At 68.9% G+C, this 14,603-nt stretch carries 14 protein-coding genes; 9 read left to right on the forward strand and 5 right to left on the reverse strand.

All coding sequences use genetic code 11. The annotated features are described in order from the left end of the window. The first annotated feature begins 204 nt into the window (after positions 1–204). Complete coding sequence (locus ACT3HL_RS02245) at positions 205–372, forward strand: DUF7550 family protein (RefSeq protein WP_445085169.1); 168 nt, start codon at positions 205–207, stop codon at positions 370–372. 66 nt (positions 373–438) lie between these two features. On the opposite strand, the gene purL is transcribed toward ACT3HL_RS02245, so the two are convergent. Beyond that, positions 439–2,628: a phosphoribosylformylglycinamidine synthase subunit PurL gene (purL, locus tag ACT3HL_RS02250; RefSeq protein ID WP_445085170.1), complete on the reverse strand. Its 2,190-nt coding sequence runs from the start codon at positions 2,626–2,628 to the stop codon at positions 439–441. Positions 2,629–2,880: 252 nt separating this feature from the next. Between purL and ACT3HL_RS02255 the strand changes: the two genes are divergently transcribed. Then, entirely contained in the window at positions 2,881–3,564 is a 684-nt protein-coding gene (locus tag ACT3HL_RS02255) for a CehA/McbA family metallohydrolase (RefSeq protein WP_445085171.1), read from the forward strand. Beyond that, entirely contained in the window at positions 3,565–4,824 is a 1,260-nt protein-coding gene (locus tag ACT3HL_RS02260; protein ID WP_445085172.1) for an asparagine synthase-related protein, read from the forward strand. It abuts the gene before it with no gap. A 68-nt stretch (positions 4,825–4,892) separates the two neighbouring features. Here ACT3HL_RS02260 and ACT3HL_RS02265 read toward each other — a convergent pair whose 3' ends face one another. Further along, on the reverse strand, positions 4,893–5,369 hold the full coding sequence (locus ACT3HL_RS02265; protein ID WP_445085173.1) for an NUDIX domain-containing protein: 477 nt from the start codon (positions 5,367–5,369) through the stop codon (positions 4,893–4,895). An 85-nt stretch (positions 5,370–5,454) separates the two neighbouring features. On the opposite strand from ACT3HL_RS02265, the gene gatC reads away from it, so the two are divergent. The 4 genes from gatC to ACT3HL_RS02285 are packed head-to-tail and all read left to right on the forward strand — an operon-like array spanning position 5,455 to position 9,471. Beyond that, positions 5,455–5,733: an Asp-tRNA(Asn)/Glu-tRNA(Gln) amidotransferase subunit GatC gene (gene gatC, locus ACT3HL_RS02270; RefSeq protein ID WP_445085174.1), complete on the forward strand. Its 279-nt coding sequence runs from the start codon at positions 5,455–5,457 to the stop codon at positions 5,731–5,733. Continuing rightward, positions 5,733–7,088: an amidase family protein gene (locus tag ACT3HL_RS02275; protein WP_445085175.1), complete on the forward strand. Its 1,356-nt coding sequence runs from the start codon at positions 5,733–5,735 to the stop codon at positions 7,086–7,088. Before gatC ends, ACT3HL_RS02275 begins: the two co-directional genes overlap by 1 nt. Before the next feature lie 47 nt (positions 7,089–7,135). Next, on the forward strand, positions 7,136–7,816 hold the full coding sequence (locus ACT3HL_RS02280) for an NAD-binding protein (protein ID WP_445085283.1): 681 nt from the start codon (positions 7,136–7,138) through the stop codon (positions 7,814–7,816). Beyond that, complete coding sequence (locus tag ACT3HL_RS02285) at positions 7,816–9,471, forward strand: potassium transporter TrkG (protein ID WP_445085176.1); 1,656 nt, start codon at positions 7,816–7,818, stop codon at positions 9,469–9,471. The genes ACT3HL_RS02280 and ACT3HL_RS02285 overlap by 1 nt, the downstream gene beginning before the upstream one ends. A 148-nt stretch (positions 9,472–9,619) precedes the next feature. On the opposite strand, the gene ACT3HL_RS02290 is transcribed toward ACT3HL_RS02285, so the two are convergent. From ACT3HL_RS02290 to ACT3HL_RS02300, 3 genes are all read right to left on the reverse strand, one after another. Further along, positions 9,620–11,227, reverse strand: coding sequence for a potassium transporter TrkG (locus ACT3HL_RS02290; RefSeq protein WP_445085177.1), 1,608 nt, complete (start codon positions 11,225–11,227; stop codon positions 9,620–9,622). Further along, complete coding sequence (gene trkA / locus ACT3HL_RS02295; RefSeq protein ID WP_445085178.1) at positions 11,224–12,561, reverse strand: Trk system potassium transporter TrkA; 1,338 nt, start codon at positions 12,559–12,561, stop codon at positions 11,224–11,226. The genes ACT3HL_RS02290 and trkA overlap by 4 nt, the downstream gene beginning before the upstream one ends. Before the next feature lie 118 nt (positions 12,562–12,679). Further along, positions 12,680–13,213 carry an SRPBCC family protein gene (locus tag ACT3HL_RS02300; RefSeq protein ID WP_445085179.1) on the reverse strand — a complete coding sequence of 178 codons (534 nt, stop codon included), beginning with the start codon at positions 13,211–13,213 and terminating at the stop codon, positions 12,680–12,682. A gap of 114 nt (positions 13,214–13,327) precedes the next feature. On the opposite strand from ACT3HL_RS02300, the gene ACT3HL_RS02305 reads away from it, so the two are divergent. Both ACT3HL_RS02305 and ACT3HL_RS02310 read left to right on the forward strand, forming a co-directional pair. After that, on the forward strand, positions 13,328–14,221 hold the full coding sequence (locus ACT3HL_RS02305; RefSeq protein ID WP_445085180.1) for a DUF7551 domain-containing protein: 894 nt from the start codon (positions 13,328–13,330) through the stop codon (positions 14,219–14,221). A 103-nt stretch (positions 14,222–14,324) separates the two neighbouring features. Then, positions 14,325–14,477, forward strand: a complete 153-nt coding sequence (locus tag ACT3HL_RS02310) for a hypothetical protein (RefSeq protein WP_445085181.1) — start codon at positions 14,325–14,327, stop codon at positions 14,475–14,477. Positions 14,478–14,603 lie beyond the last annotated feature (126 nt).

Raw genomic sequence — 14,603 nt, forward strand, 5'->3', positions numbered from 1 at the left:
CAGCGGCCGCGACGCACGCGCGGGTGTGCGACACAGGGCGTCGCGGGACCGGAGCGTCGCGGGGGCCGTGACATTGGCCCGCCGTAGGCTCTCGGATCGGTGTGTCGCCTGTTCGCCACACGGGATCCGCTCGCGGAGCGCTCAGTCCCGTCCGCGCGAGAAACATTCGGGAGCGTTTTAGTAGTCGGCCGCCGACGTCCGCGTATGAGCGACCACGACGACCACGGTTCGGACGAACACGGCAGCGATCTGGTGAGCACGCGAGTCACGTCGCCGATGCAGGAATTCGGGATGGGTCGAGTGACGACGGGGCTACTGATCCTCGCCGTCGGCCTCGCGGTCGTCTTCGGTGTCCCGCTGCTTCTGGCCTAGCGGGGTCTCGCAACGGTCGATACGCGGTCGAACCGGCCGCTCACCGCGCCCGTCGATCTGATCCGCTCAGTCGAGCTCCGCTTCGAGCACGTCCCGCAGCGACGCGATCGACTCGACGTCGACCGCGAGGTTCTCTCCGCCGACCGACAGCGACAGCGTGCCGTCGGCCGTGGCGTCACCGAGCGTCCGAACCGGTGCGACGCCGTCGAAGGCCGCCTCGACCGCGTCGGGGTCGGTCGTCTCGACGACGGCGCGGCCGGGCGTCTCCTCGAAGAGGGCGACGAGGTCGTCGACGGCGACGTCCGCGCCGGCGTCGGCCGTGACCATCTCCGCGAGCGCGACCGCGAGACCGCCGTTGCTCACGTCGTGGACCGCGAGGGTCGAGTCGGCGTCAGCGACGTCAGCGAGCGTCGCGACGACGTCGGCCGCGTTCTCCGGGAGCGTCGGGAACCGATCCGAGCCGCCCGTCTGTGCGAGTAGCTCCGAGCCGCCGAGCGCGTCGCTTCCGGACCCGACGAGGAGGACGGTCCCCTCACCGTCGAACGCGGCCGGCGGGGCCTCGTACCCGTCCTTCGCGCCGACCATCGCGAGCGTCGGCGTCGGCGGGATCGGCCCGGAGACCGAGTCGTTGTACAGCGAGACGTTACCGCCGACGACCGGGACCGAGAGGTCCCGGCACATGTCCGCGAGGCCGTCGACGATCGCTTTGAAGCCGCCGTAGACGTCGGGCTTCTCGGGGTTACCACCGTTCAGGCAGTCCACCGCGGCGAGCGGCGTCGCGCCCTTCGCGGCGAGGTTCGTCGCGTTCTCCAGTGCGACGGCGCGAGCGCCGTCGTAAGGCGCGCAGTCGGTCCACGCGGGGACCGCGCCCGCGGAGAGCGCGAGCCCGGTCCCGGCCTCGCGGATCGCGAGCAGCGCCGCGTCGTCGCCGGGGCGGAGCGCCGTTCGGACGCCGACCTCGTGATCGTACTGGCGGTAGACCCACCGCTTCGACGCGGTGTTAGGAGCGCCGACGACCGCCTCGAACGCCGCTCGGAGGTCGGGGTCGGGCCGGTCGCGCTCGGGCTGAGACGGCTCGGCCGAGTCGAGATCGTTCATCGGTGCCCCGTCGGCGAGGAACTCCGGCGGCACGTCGACGACGGTCTCGCGCCCCGGAGGTTCGCGGTGCTCACCGCTCGGGTCGTCCGAGGCGCGGTGCGCCTCGCTCCCCTCGAAGGTACACACGTAGTTCCCCTCGGTGACCTCGCCGATGACCGAACAGCCGAGATCGTACCGCTCGGCGATCTCGGCGACGGCGTCGACGTCCTCCGGGCGGACCTCATAGCACATCCGCTCTTGGGACTCAGCGAGGACGATCTCGAGCGGGTTCATGTTCGGCTCGCGCTGGTGGACGCGGTCGAGTTCGATCCGGGCGCCGAACCCGCCCTTCGCGACGAGCTCGGAGGAGGCGCCGCCGAGACCGGCCGCGCCGAGGTCCCGCGCGGACTGCACGAGATCGCCGGCGATCAGCTCCTCGTTCGCCTCGATGAGCAGCTTCTCCGAGTAGGGGTCGCCGACTTGGACGGCCGGTCGATCTTCGGTCTCTGCGTCCTCCGCGAGGTCCTCGCTGGCGAAGGACGCGCCCCCGAGACCGTCGCGGCCGGTCGCGTTGCCGACGAGCACGAGTTTGTTCCCGGCCGCCTGGGCTTCAGCGGTCACGAGCCGGTCCGCATCGAGGAGGCCCACGCAGGCGACGTTGACGAGCGGGTTCCCCTCGTAGCCGTCGTGGAACTCGACGCTGCCGCCGACGGTCGGCACGCCGATCGCGTTCCCGTAGTCGGCGATCCCCTCGACGACGCCGTCGAGGAGGTAGCGGGTGTGCTCGCGGTCGAAGCCGCCGAAGTACAGGCTGTCCGTGAGCGCGATCGGATACGCGCCCATCGAGAGCGTGTCGCGGACGATCCCGCCGACGCCCGTCGCCGCGCCGTCGTACGGGTCGACGTACGACGGGTGGTTGTGGCTCTCGATCCCCATCGTGATGTACGTCTCGGCGTCGGACTCGCCGCCGTTGTCCGGGAGGCGGACGACGGCGGCGTCGTCGCCGGGGCCGACGACGACCTGGTCGCCGTCTGAGGAGAACGCAGACAGCAGCGGGCGGGACGACCGATACGCGCAGTGTTCGCTCCAGAGGTTCTCGAACAGCGCGGCCTCCGTCGGGGTGGGATCACGCCCGAGCTCGGCCGTGACGAGTTCGCGGTCAGAATCCGGCAGGCTCATTCACTCTCTTGTTCAAGAAGGGCGAATTAATGCTTTTCTGTATGCACGGACGTGCATTTCAGGACCGGTCGAGAGCGTCGGTCATCGTCTCCTCCGCCGGCCGTTGTTCTCCGCTTTTCGGTATTGCCCACGCGTACGCGTCCGACGCTTGAACGGTGATGAGTCGAGCCTTCGGTGATTGGTCGAACCGACCCGAGTGCGAACGACGCGCGGATCGGGCCGCTTTTTTAATCCCGGCGAGTACGGTCGCCCGTGTTATCGGTCGAGCTGCATACGCACTCGTCGCTGTCGTACGACGGCCGCGACCCGGTCGAGTTGCTCTTAGCCCAGGCGCAGGCGGTCGGCCTCGACGCGCTCGCCGTCACCGACCACGACGAGATCGACGCGAGCCTCGAGGCGGCGGCACTGGCACCGGAGTACGACCTCGTCGGCATTCCGGGGATGGAAGTGACCTCGGCGGCGGGACACGTCCTCGCGTTCGGGATCGACGAACTCGTCCCGGCCGGGCTCTCGTACGACGAGACGCTCGAACGGATCCACGAGCAAGGCGGCATCGCGGTCGTCCCGCACCCGTTTCAGTCGTCCCGGCACGGCGTCGCAGCGCACATCACCCGCGATCAGCTCGCCGACGCCGACGCCATCGAGGTGTACAACTCCCGGCTGTTCACCGGGCTGGCGAACCGGAAGGCCGAGCGGTTCGCGACCGCCCGCGGGCTGCCGATGACCGCCGGCAGCGACGCTCACATCGGCGAGATGGTCGGGCAGGCCGTCACCGAGGTCGCGACCGACGACCGCTCCGCCGAGGGGATCCTCGACGCCATCGCCGCCGGGAAGACGAGCGTCGTCGGGAGCCGAACGCCGTGGCGGATCTCCTTTAGACAGTTCGGCGGCGGCATCAAACGCCGGATCAAGCGCACCGTCTCCGACCTCGTCTAGATGGGCCACTCCGACGACCGACCGTCAGGCGACGGCTCGACCGACGTCCCGACATTGCTCGACGGCGCGTCCCCCGAACTGGTCTCTGTGGCCGTCGAGCGACGCGATCCGCTGCCCGGAACCGCCGGCTTTGCGGGCGCGCTCGACGGCCGGCTCGTCCGCGACGTCCTCGGCCGACGCCCGCTGTTCGTCGACGCCGACGACCCGTCGTCGTGGGCGTTCGACCCGCGGGCGCTCTCCGCTCCCGTCTCCGTCCCGGCGGGGACAGTCCGCGAGATCGGCGCGGCCGACGTGTCCGGCGACCGCCACTGGCGGCTTCCGGACCCCCGCCCCACCGGCGACGACGACCGGGCGCTCGACGCGGTCCGCGAGGCCGTGCTCGCGCGGACGCGGGCGGTCAGTACTCTATCGACGGCCGACGACGAATTGACTGCAGGCGATAACGGGATGACGGCCGATGACGACGGATCGATATCCGACGACGACGGGACGACTGCCGGTACCGTCGCCGTGGCGTTTTCCGGCGGCATCGACTCCGCCGTCGTCGCCGCCGGGGTTCCGGACGCGCCGTGTTACGTCGCCGGCTTCGAGGGCTGTCACGACGTCGCGGCCGCGCGCGAGGCGGCCGCTGCGATGGACCGCGACCTCCGCGTCGTGGAACTCACACACGACGCCCTCCGGGCGGCCGTGCCGACGCTCGTCGCCGCCACCGGCCGGACGAATCCGATGGACCTCTCGATCGCGCTTCCCCTGTTTCTGGTCGCCGAGCGCGTCGCGGCCGACGGGTTCGACCGGCTCGCGCTCGGACAGGGTGCGGACGAACTGTTCGGCGGGTACGCGAAGGTCGCGAAGGCGCCCGGGGATCCGCGCGTCGACGCCGACACCGTCCGCGGCGCCCGCCGGGAAGTCGTCGAAACGCTGCCCGACCAGGCAGAGCGTGACGTGCTGGCGGTCCGTGCCGGCGGCGCCGAACCGATCGCGCCGCTGCTGCACGACGACGTCGTTGCGGCCGCGTTGCGCCTTCCGGGGCACCTGCTTGTCGACGGCGAGCGGCGGAAGGTCGCCCTGCGGGAGGCCGCGCGCGGCGTCGTTCCGGACTCCGTCCGCACGGCGGACAAGAAGGCAGTCCAGTACGGTACGTACGTCGCCCGCGAACTGGATCGGCTGGCCCGGCAGGCCGGCTACAAGCGCCGGATGGACGACCACGTCGAGCGGTACGTCCGATCGATCGTCGGCGACGACACCGACGAACAGCGCTGATCCGGTTTTGATGGGGTAACGCCCGCAATGGTCCCGGTCGGCCGACTCACTCGGCTCGCTCGACCGACTCACCCGGCTCGCTCGGCCGCCTCGATCGCCTCCAGCGAGAACTGGACCGTGTCCGGGTCGACGTCGCTCTCGCGAAGCGCCGCCTCGTCGTACCACTCCCAGACCTCGGGATCGGCCTCGTCCGCGCCGGCCGGATCAATCTCCCGGGAGCCGACGCGGGCGTAGTAGACGTGGTCGACGTGCTGGTGGCCGACGGTGCCGTCGCCGTGGACGTTGATGTCGTAGAGCATCTGGTGTCGCGGCCGGGGGAGCGCCCGCCCGGCGGGGGCGTCGACGTCGTCGGTCCCGCCGAGCAGCTCGGCGTCGAGACCGGTCTCCTCGCGGACTTCGCGGAGGCCGGCTTCGTGGGGGAGCTCGTCCCGGTCGACGTGTCCGCCCGGGGGAACCCGGATGCCGAGTCGCTCGTGGTGATGCAGCGCGACCGCGCCGCGTTCGACGATGTAGACCGTCGCGGTGAAGTGACGCGTCGTCTCCATACCCGCGGATGACCGGGCCCGGTGGTGGCTCTTCCGATTCCCGGACACCGAAACCCTTACTCTCGGCCCGCGGTTCCTCTCGGACATGAGCGAGACGCCCGTCGACGCCGAGGAGGTCGAGCACGTCGCGGAACTGGCGCGCGTAGACCTCGCGGCCGAGGAAGTCGACGCGTTCACGTCGCAGTTCGCGGAGATCCTCGAGTACTTCGAGGCCCTCGATGAGGTGCCCGAAGTCGAGAGCGAGGACGAACTCGTGAACGTGATGCGCACGGACGACGTCGAAGCGAGCCTCGATCAGGAGGCGGCGCTACGAAACGCCGAAGAGACCGAAGACGGCTTCTTCAAAGGGCCGCGGGTGTCCTGATGAGTCTGAACGCGTTCATCACCGAGGAGACGATCGAAGCCGAGAGCGAGGGCCCGCTCTCGGGGAGGACCGTCGCCGTCAAGGACAACATCAGCACCGAGGGCGTCCGGACGACCTGCGGCTCCGCGATGTTGGAGTCGTACGTGCCGCCCTACGACGCGACCGTCGTCGAACGCCTGAAGGACGCGGGCGCGACGATCGTCGGCAAGGCCAATATGGACGAGTTCGGGATGGGCGGGACCACCGAGACCTCCGCGTACGGCCCCGTGAAGAACCCCGTCGACGAGGGCCACGTCCCCGGCGGCTCCTCGGGCGGTTCGGCGGCCGCCGTCGCCGCCGGCGAGGCCGACCTCGCGCTCGGCTCCGACACCGGTGGGTCGGTTCGAAACCCCGCGGCGTTCTGCGGTGTCGTCGGACTCAAGCCCACCTACGGGCTCGTCTCCAGATATGGGCTCGTCGCCTACGCGAACTCGCTCGAACAGATCGGGCCGATCGCGAACAGCGTCGAGGACGCGGCCGCGCTGCTCGACGTGATCTCGGGACCGGACCCGAAGGACGCGACGACGCGCTTCGACGTCGGCGGCGACGTCGGCGAGGGGACCGACGCGGGCCCGTCGGGCGCCGACGCCACCGAGGGGGCGGCGACGGCGACCCGTCCGGCCACCGACTCGAACTACGCCGCCGCGGCCGACGGCGACGTCGCGGGCGCGACCGTCGGCGTCATCACGGACCTGCTCGACGGCGCCGACGAACGCGTCGTCGAGCGCTTCGAGGACGCTCTCGACGACCTTCGAGCGCAGGGCGCAGAGACCGTCGAGGTGTCGCTGGACTCGGTCGAACACGCCGTGCAGGCGTACTACGTCATCGCGATGTCGGAGGCCTCCTCGAACCTCGCGCGCTTCGACGGCGTGCGATACGGGAAGTCCGGCGGCTACGAGGGCAACTGGAACGACGCCTTCGCCCGCGCCCGCGAGGAGGGCTTCGGCGAGGAGGTCAAGCGCCGCATCCTCCTGGGTACCTACGCGCTCTCTGCGGGCTATCACGACAAGTACTACAAGAAGGCCCAGGACGCTCGAGCGTGGGTCAAACGCGACTTCGACGAGGCGTTCGATCGCGCGGACGTGCTCGCGACGCCGACGATGCCGGTCCTGCCGCCGAAACTCGGCGAGAGCCTCGAGGACCCGCTGCAGCTGTACCTGATGGACGCGAACACCGTCCCGGTCAACCTCGCGAACCTCCCTGCGATCTCCGTGCCCGCCGGCGAGGCCGACGGCCTCCCGGTCGGCCTGCAGCTTATCGGCCCGAAGTTCGGCGAGGAGGCGATCATCCGGGCCGCCTCGGCCGCCGAGCGCTGAAGCGATACGTTTTCACGCTCGGCCGAGAGATGCCGGACAGAGTAGCGATGTATCTGATCGTCGTCGGTGCCGGCAACATCGGCCGCCCGCTCATCGAAATCGCGACCGAGGGGGGAAACGAGGTCGTCGTCATCGAACGAGACGCTGAAAAGGCGGAGGCTGCTGCGACGTCGTTCGACTGTCTCGTCCTGCACGACGATGCGACCGAGAAGGAGACGCTCCTCGATGCGGGAGCGGACCGGGCCGATGCGTTGATCTCGACGACGGATCAGGACGCGACGAACATTATGGTCTGTCTGCTCTCGAAGGAACTCGAGATACCCGACATCGTCTCGGTCGTTCACAACCCCGAACATATGGCGCTGTACCGACAGATCGGCGTTAACACGATGGAGAACCCCCAGCGGCTCATCGCGGAGTACCTCTACCGCGCGGTGAAGCGCCCCTCGATCGTCGATTACATGCGGATCGGCGAGGAGGCGGAGGTGTTCGAGATCCGCGTCGACGAGTCGGCGCCCATCGCGGGAATGACGATCCAAGGGGCGGCCGAGGCGGGGCAGATCGAGAGCGATATGCTCGTCGTCGCGATCGAACGGAACGGTCGGGGCGACCCGATCACGCCGCGCGGCGACACCGTCGTCGAGGCCGGCGACCTCCTCACGGTGTACTCCGCACGCGGTGCCACGCCGAACGTCACCGACGTGTTCGGGCACCGCGAGGACCACTGATGCCGAGGCCCCGGCCGCGCGACGTCTCCGGATGGCCGCGCGACGTGGCGACGATCGGCCGAGACGTCGGCTCGCTACTCGCGATGGAGGCGACGCTGATGCTCGCGTCGATCGCGGTCGCCGCGGCGGCTCGCGAGTGGTACGTGGCGCTCTCGTTCGCGATCGCCGGGGGAGTAACGGCCAGTGTGGGCTTCGGCGCCCGACGCGCGTTCGCGTCGGCTCCGGAACCGCGGATGAAACACGGGATGATCATCGCGGCCGCCGGCTGGCTGCTCGTCGCGCTCTTCGGGTCGCTCCCCTTTCTGCTCGCCGCGCGGCTGACACCCGCGGCGGTCGCCGCGGGGTACGTCCCGCCCGGTGCGTCGTACGTGCAGTCGAGCCTGACCTACTTCGCTAACCCGCTGCACGCCGTCTTCGAGAGTATGAGCGGCTGGACGGGTAGCGGGCTGACGATGGCCGTCCACGAGCCGTCGCTCCCGCGAGCGATCCAGTGGTGGCGCTCGCTCATCCAGTGGGTCGGCGGCGTCGGCGTGATCGTCCTCACGGTCTCGATTCTGGCTCGACCCGGGAGCGGGAGCTATGCGCTGTACCGCTCCGAGACTCGCGAGGAGAAGATCCACCCCAGCATCGTCTCGACGGTTCGGACGGTCTGGAAGATATTCCTCGGCTACACCGCGCTCTCGGTCGCCGTCCTGTTCGCCGCGATCCTCGGGTCGGGCTACGGTTCGAGCCTCCCGCTGTGGGAGGCCGGCTGGCAGGCGCTCAACCACGCGATGACCGGGCTCTCGACCGGCGGGTTCTCCGTCACCGACAACTCTATCGCGACGTACCAGTCCCCGCTCATCGAGTTCGTTCTCCTCCCGGTGATGACGCTCGGTGCGATCGCCTTTCCGATCCACTACGCGGTCCTCAGAGACCGAGAAGCGAGCGTTCTCCGCGGAGACCTGCAGACGCGGTGGCTCCTGTTACTGCTCGGTGCCGGCGTCGCGGTCCTCTCCATCCAGAACGTCGGTTCGATCCCGCGGGCATCGGCCGCGTTCGACGCGGCGTGGCTCGGCGGCGGGTTCCCGGTCGATCCGGTGCTCGTAGACGCCACCCGCGACTCGACGTTTCAGTGGATCAGCGCGCTCACGTGCACCGGCTTCCAATCGGCACCGATCGGTCGGTGGGCTGACGGCGGAAAGGTGTTGCTCTCGGGGGCGATGGTCCTCGGCGGGGCCGCCGGTTCGACGGTCGGCGGTATCAAGATCGTCCGCGGCTACGTCATCGGCCGGGGGATGATCTGGCAGTTCGGTCGTGTATTCTTGCCCGCAAGCGCCGTCGTCGGGACCCGTCTCAACGGTCGACGGCTCAACCGCGAAGCGATGGAGCGGGAGTTCGCCGAGGCCGCCATCGTCACGCTGCTTTGGATCCTCGTGTTGGTCGCCTCGAGTGTCGTTCTCGTGAACCTCACCGCCCCGGAGTTCAGCTACGCCGACGCACTCTTCGAGGTCGCCTCCGCGCAGGGCAACGTCGGGCTGTCGACCGGTATCACCGGACCGACGATGCATCCGGTCGCCGAGGCGATGTTCCTGCTGAATATGTGGATCGGACGGCTCGAAATCATCCCGGTCCTCGTGTTCGTCCGCTCGCTTCTGTACGGGCTCGACCCGTAGTCTCGTCGCGAACGACTCGAGCACTCCGCGTTCGGGCATTCATGGGGATGATCGCAAGTCCTCATAGATTCTTTCCGGACGGGCGGCGAGAGTGTATGGACAGTGACGATGATGCTCTCTGTCGGATCCAGAGCGCGTCAGGACCCCGTCACCGCGTCCAGTACTCGGGCGTCAGTAGCACCAGCACCGGAATGACCTCCAGTCGGCCGATCCACATCAACGCGGTCATGAACACCTTCCCGGCGTTCGAGAAGGAGAGGTAACTCCCCATCGGTCCCACCGTTCCGAACCCCGGCCCGACGTTTCCGAGCGTCGCGGCGATCGCAGAGAGCAGCTCTAACACCGTGAGTTCCATTCCGACGCGGAGCGTGTCCAGAAACAGCACGCCGACCGAGACGAAGAATATCACGAGATACAGCAGGGTGAACGCGTATATCCCCCGAACCGCGCGCTCGTCGATCGTCCGGCCACCGAGTCTGACCGGGCGGATCGCCTCCGGGTGCGCGGTCGTGAACAGCTCGCGGCGCAGCGATTTGAGGATCACGTACCACCGGATGATCTTCACCGCGCCGCCGGTCGACCCCGCGGAGCCGCCGATGAACATCGCAAACAGGAGCAGGTACTGGGCGGCCGGTCCCCACGCGTTGAAGTCCATATTCGCGTACCCTGTCGTCGTCACGATCGAGACCGCTTGGAACGCCGCGTACCGCAGTGACGGTTCCAGCCGTCCGACGATCTCCGCGCGGAACGCCTCCAGATACGCGCCGTCGAACGTCTCGCCCGCCGGCGCAGCGCCCACCAGCCCGTCTCCGAAGAGCACGGCCGCGATCACCGCGGTGAGGACCGCGAGCGTCCCGAGGTAGAACTTGAACTCCGCGTCGCGGAACAGCCGACGCCGATCGCCGATGAGAACGTGCCAGAACAGCGCGAAGTTCGTCCCGGCGGCGATCATAAAGGGGATGATGATCCACTGGGCGGCCGCGCTGAACGCCTCGATACTCCGCGATTCGGGGGAGAATCCACCGGTCGGCATCGTTGTCAGGCCGTGGGCGACGGCGTTGTACAGCGTCATCGCGGGGTCGATGCCGGTCACCGACAGCGAGTACAGCAAGACGATTTCGAGGAGGGTGAGCCCGAGGTACGCGCCCCACAGCGCCCGAGCGGTCTCCGCGATCCGGGGCGTGAGCTTCTCGATTCCCGGGCCGGGCGCCTCGGCGTCCATCAACTGTGCGCCGCCGACCGAGAGCTCCGGGAGGATCGCGACCGCGAGGACGACGATCCCCATCCCGCCGAGCCACTGGGTGAGCTGTCGCCACAGCATGATCGAGCGCGTGTGCGACTCGAAGGAGATGTCGCCGAGCACGGTCGCGCCGGTCGTGGTGAAGCCGCTCATCGCCTCGAAGAGCGCGTTCGCGGGGTTCGCGAGCGTGGATTCGGGGTGCGTCGCGGCGACGAGCGGCGGCAGCCCGTGCGCCTCGATGAGGTACGGCACTGCGCCGACGAACGCGACCGAGAGCCACGTCAGCGCGACCATCAGAAAGCCCTCTCGCGCACGCAGGTCCGGGTCGGTGTCTAGGCGTTCCAGCCCGACGCCGACGAGGACGGTGAGCCCCATCGTCGCGAGGAAGGGGGCGACCGTCTCGCCGTAGTAGAGCGCGACGAGGAGGGGGACACAGAGCGGAATCGCGAGGTACTTCAGCACGGATCCCACGAGGCTGAGGCTCGCGCGGGTATCGACGCGGAGTGTGGCGCTCATAACTGCGTTGCGACGTCGTCGACGACGTCGATGTCGGCGAAGACGACGACGTGGTCGCCGTGTTCGATGACCGTGTCGCCGCGGGGTGTGATGAACTCGCCGGCCCTCGTGATCGCGCCGATCACGACGCCCTCCGGCAGGTCACCCGTCGACTCGTGGATGGGCCGTCCGGCGAGAATACTGTCGTCCGTGATCTCGATTTCCAGCACCTCGGCCTTGTCGGACTCGATGAGCGCGATGTTCTCGGCGTTGCCCTTCTGGGTGAACCGCGAGATCTCCTCTGCGACGACGCCGCGCGGACTGACGCCGACGTCGACGCCGACGGTCTCGAAGAGGTCGACGTACTCGGTGGTGTCGATGATCGCGATCGTCCGCTCGACGCCCATCCGCTCGGCGAGCAGCGAGACGAGCAGGTTCTTCTCGTCGGAGTCGAGCGTGGAGACGACCACGTCCGCGTCGCCGACGTGCTCGCGCTCGAGGAACTCGATGTCGGTCGCGTCGGACTCCATCACGACCGTCCCGGGGAGTCGCTCTGCGAGGTCGCGGGCGCGGGCGCCGTCCTGTTCGATGAGCCGCGGCCGGAAGCCGCGCTCTTCGAGCAGCCGCGCGACGTGATAGCCGATCTCCGAGCCGCCGATGACGACGACTTCTTCGGCCGTCCCGGGCGACTCCTCGGGAGCCACAGAGCGCGCGAACTCCTGGACGCTCTCGGGCGATCCGATGACGACGACGCGGTCGCCGGGCGAGATCACCGTCTCCCCGCGGGCGATCTCGACGCAGCCGTTCCGGAGGATCGCGACGAACGTCAGCGAGTCGAAGCGGTCGGCCTCCGCGACGGTCTGATCCGCCACCGGACTGTCGGCGTCGACCTCGAACTCGGCCATCTGGACCATTCCGCCCGCGAACGGGTCGACGTCGCGGGCGGCGGGGAGGCCGATCATCCGGACGATCGACTCCGCGGCGAGCAGGTTCGTACAGACCATGAAGTCGACGCCGAACGCCCGACTCGAGCGCTCCCACGTCCGGAGGTACTCGGTGTTTTTCACCCGGGCGATGGTGAACGCGTCCGAGACCGCCTTCGCGGTCGAGCAGACGACGATGTTCGTCTCGTCGTCGTCGGTCGATGCGATCACCATGTCGGTGTCCTCGATGCCGGCCTCTTCGAGCGTCGCCACCGACGTCCCGTCGCCGGTCACGGCGAGGACGTCCAGCGAGTAGTTCAGCTCCTCGGTCCGCTCCTCGTCGCAGTCGATGACGATTACCTCGTGTGTGTCTGCGAGGTCGGCCGCGATGCTCGATCCGACCTGCCCCGCGCCGACGATGATCACGCGCACGGGGGATCACCCGGATTCATCTTTCCAGAACGTGCCGGACGAGGAAGTATCCCTCTTTCGGCATCGATCCGCCCCCACCTCGAACGACGAATTCCGACAGAGACTGGACAGAGACCGCTCAAGACCGGCGTTCGACGGTGAGTTCGACCGGCCGTCGGCTCCCTTCGAGGTCCTCGACGACGCGCTCGACGATGCGCTCGGCCTCGCGCGTGATCGCGGGTCGGATCCTCTCGGCGATCCATCCCAGCGAGACGAACCGGGGGAGGTCGAGACCGCCCTCGTTCGCCGACCCGGGATCGTACGAGACCTCGAAGGAGACGCGCGAGGCGACGTCGACGTCCGCCGGGGCGTCCGCCGGCGGGTCCTCGAGCTCCTCGATCCGCCAGCGGCCGCTCGCGTCGAGATTCCTCACGACGCGCCAGTCGATTCGCTCGGGCGGTTCGACCGCGGTCACCTCGGACTCGACGGTGTAAGTGAGCTTCCACCACGCGAAACGCAGGGCGTATCGCGTCCCCGCGCCGCCGTCCCCGCGCCGCCTGACGACGTCTTTCAGGTGCTTCGAGTACGCCGCATAGCGGGGGAAATCGACGAGGAAGTCGTACGTCTCGTCGGCGGGGAGATAGACCACGGTGCTGACGACGAGTTCGTCCACGTCTGCGGGTCGGGCGCTCGCGAGAAAAGCGTTGTCGCCGGGAGGGGCCGATCGAACCGCCGGCGCCGGCCGTGATCGGAACGTACTTGTCGAAGAGCGATCATATAGTAGGTGATGGTCGGAGCGACGCTTCGGGACATTCGCCGCCACGTCGACTGCCTCTCGGCGCGGAACGGGCCGTACGCCGTCGTCTGCGGGCGAACCGGGTGTGAGCCCTCCCCCGTCGCAGGGCTGCGCTTCGACGACAGGGACACCGCCGCGGAGGCGGCGGAGGCGACCGCTGAGTACCGCGCGACGCTCCGGCAGTACGACCCGCAGGTCCCGTTTTACGATCCGCTGGTCCACGACGTCGAGGACGGTTCCTCGGGCGTCGCGACCGCGGGGGAGGCCGACGCGCGCCTGCGGTATCTCACCTTCTGTCACGACGTCGCGGGCGCGATATTCGAGGCGTTCTCCGACGTGGGGCTCCGCCGGGTCGAGACCGCGGCGATGGAGACGTACCTGACGCTCGCGGAGGTCGTCGAGGACCGCGACGACTTCTGTCTCACGATGCTGTGGAGTATGACGAGCGAGCTCGCCTACCGGGCCGACCCCGGCGAACAGCTCCCGGTGGTCGACACCGCGGCGGCGTCGCTGCGCGGTCCGCGCCGCTCGGATCGCCCCGCGGCGGTGCGGCCGGGCGAAGCGATCCGCGCGGCGATGGAGCACCTCGAGTGGGTCGGGTTCGTCGGGTCGCAGTCGGTGATCCCCGCCGCCGACGGCGACGGCTGGACGGTGACGCTCGGCGAGTACGCACTCGCCGAGCGGACGGGGCGGCTGCCGACGCTGCCGATCGCGATCGCCATCGCGCAGCGACTGCCCGAGACCGGGTTCCGGTTCACGTCGGCGACGCCCCTCGGCGAGCAGCGCTGGCGGCTGCGGATCGCCCCCGGCGACGCGCCCGCGGGGCTCGTCTGCATCGACGCGACGGACGACGAGCGGCTGTACGACAGCGACTCGGCGTACTGAGGTCGACTCAGCGTACTGAGGCCGACTCCGCTGGTGTCCGAGGAATCTCGGGTGCAGCCGAACCGAACGACTATGAGGGGGCGAGCAGACGTTCTGTTCTGAGATGGTGACACCACCGCTCGAAGAATGTCCGAACTGCGGGAGCGCGGATATCCACTGCTACTCGAACGACGTGGACCTGATCGAGCGCGATATCGAGAAATACTGCGACGAATGTGAAACGACGTTCGATCTCGAAGCGGCAGTGTACGGGTGACTCTCGGGCCCCTGCTGCACTGAGGGATTGCCGGGGACGCCGTCGGAACGAGCGTCGACTGGGCTTCGCGGGACTACTGCGACCGATTCTGGAGTCGACGCTGCGACTGTCGGACAGCGCGAACCG

The sequence above is a fragment of the Halobellus sp. GM3 genome (genome assembly GCF_052545375.1).